Consider the following 1,891-nt stretch of genomic DNA (forward strand, 5'->3'; position numbering starts at 1 on the left):
ATTTTTTTCTGGGGACACTATTATTGAAAAGGGATTTTCATGGGGAATTGAATTTCAGAAGGAATGGATAAAATACTGCCTTCTGGAAAGTGAAAAAAATATGAAAAATGGGGTGAAAACTTATTGGTTCTTGATTTCTAAAGGGATAAAGACATACATGTATCTTCCGACATACTTTAAAAATTTTTGTCCAAAGACGGATTATACTGAAAGTGAGATGGAGAAAAAAATAAAAGATATTTATGCTGAAAAAATATATGGTAATAGATACAACAAGAAAATTGGAATTGTTAAAAATGATGGAACAAATGATTTTTTACGGGAAAATGTCGTTGTACTTTCGGAAAAACAGCTGAAAAATAAAAATATACAGTTTTTTTTAGAAAAAAATCCCAACTATCAGAAAGGCGATGAGCTGGTTTGCCTTGCCGAAATTTCTTTTGATAATTTAACAAATTTGGGAAAACGGGTTTTGAAGGAAATTTTTTAATTTTTAAAACTAAATAGTTTGATTCAAAAAGTAAAATTTGCTTTGAAAAAAAATAAAATTCAATGATTTGCGTGTTAAAATATTGGAAGTTAAATAAATAAAAAAGGTGAATTTTATGAAGATGTTGTTTGTTTATCCTGGATTTGGAAAGAAAAAGGGACAGAAATATATTTTTCAGTTGAGAACGTTTGAGCCGCTTACGTTTGCTTATTTGCGGGCATTGACTCCTTATGATATTGAGTGTGAGCTGATTGATGAGAGGATTGAGGCGATTGACTATGATAATGATGCAGATATTGTTGTAATTACTTTGGAAACTTATACAGCACGGCACGGATATGAGATTGCTAAAAGATTTAGGGAAAAAGGAAAGAAGGTTATTGTTGGGGGGACACATGCTTCGCTTGTGCCAGATGAGGCTATGAAGCATGCAGATTCTGTAGTTACGGGATATGCTGATGATATTTGGGGGAAAATTATTGAGGATTATAAAAACGGAACGGAAAAGAAACTGTATATTGGGGGGCTTAGCAATAAATTTTTAATACCGGACAGAAGTATTTTTAAGAAAAAATATTTAATTTCAGTTGTGGAAACTGGGCGTGGGTGTCCTCATCACTGTGAATTTTGCGCAATTTCGGCAGTTAATAAGAAACGGTATGCTAAAAGACCTGTTGATAGTGTAATTGAGGAATTGAAGCATATAAAGTCAAAATATATATTTTTTGCTGATGATAACTTTGTTGCAGATCCGAAATATGCGTTGGAGCTTTGTGAGAAGATAAAGCCGTTAAAGAAAAAATGGATTTCGCAAGGGGCGATAACGATGGCAAAAAACGAGAAACTGCTTGCGGCTATGCGAGATAGCGGATGTCTTTTTATTTTAATAGGATATGAGTCAATAAATAAAGAGGCTCTTGACAATATGAAAAAGGAATGGAGCTACAAGCTGGGAGATATTGAGGAATCAACACGGATTATACATAAATATAATATTGGAATTTATGCCACATTCGTTTTTGGGTTTGAGGAAAAAATCGGCACTACGTTTGAAGATACTGTAAAATTTGCACAGAAAAACCATCTGGAATTTGTCCAGTTTAACTATCTCGTACCTTTTCCAAATACCGAACTTTATTTTAAAATGGAAAAGGAAGGAAGGCTTTTGTACAAAAAGTGGTGGCTGGAGCCTCAAAAATATTCGTATTTATTTTTTGAGCCTTATGATATTTCTACAAATGAGTTTCGTGACAGGTGTATTGCAGTAAGATATGCATATCATTCTGTAAAAAATATTTTGGGAAGAACCTTTGATGTGTTAAAAAGGACAAAAAATATACCATTTTCCATTATGTATTTGTTTTTGAGCTTTGGTGCAGCTGTGGCCCGAGTATCACCGAT

The 1,891-nt window shown here is 33.1% G+C and carries 1 protein-coding gene and 1 pseudogene; both read left to right on the forward strand.

From position 1 onward, the window contains the following. Positions 1-490 (forward strand): annotated as a pseudogene (locus Q0370_RS07760) (hypothetical protein); the annotation flags it as partial. Positions 491-605: 115 nt separating this feature from the next. Continuing rightward, the coding region (locus tag Q0370_RS07765) for a radical SAM protein (RefSeq protein WP_299574250.1) at positions 606-1,891 on the forward strand (1,286 nt) is incomplete at its 3' end.

Source organism: uncultured Leptotrichia sp., assembly GCF_938036635.1.
GTDB lineage: Bacteria > Fusobacteriota > Fusobacteriia > Fusobacteriales > Leptotrichiaceae > Leptotrichia > Leptotrichia hongkongensis.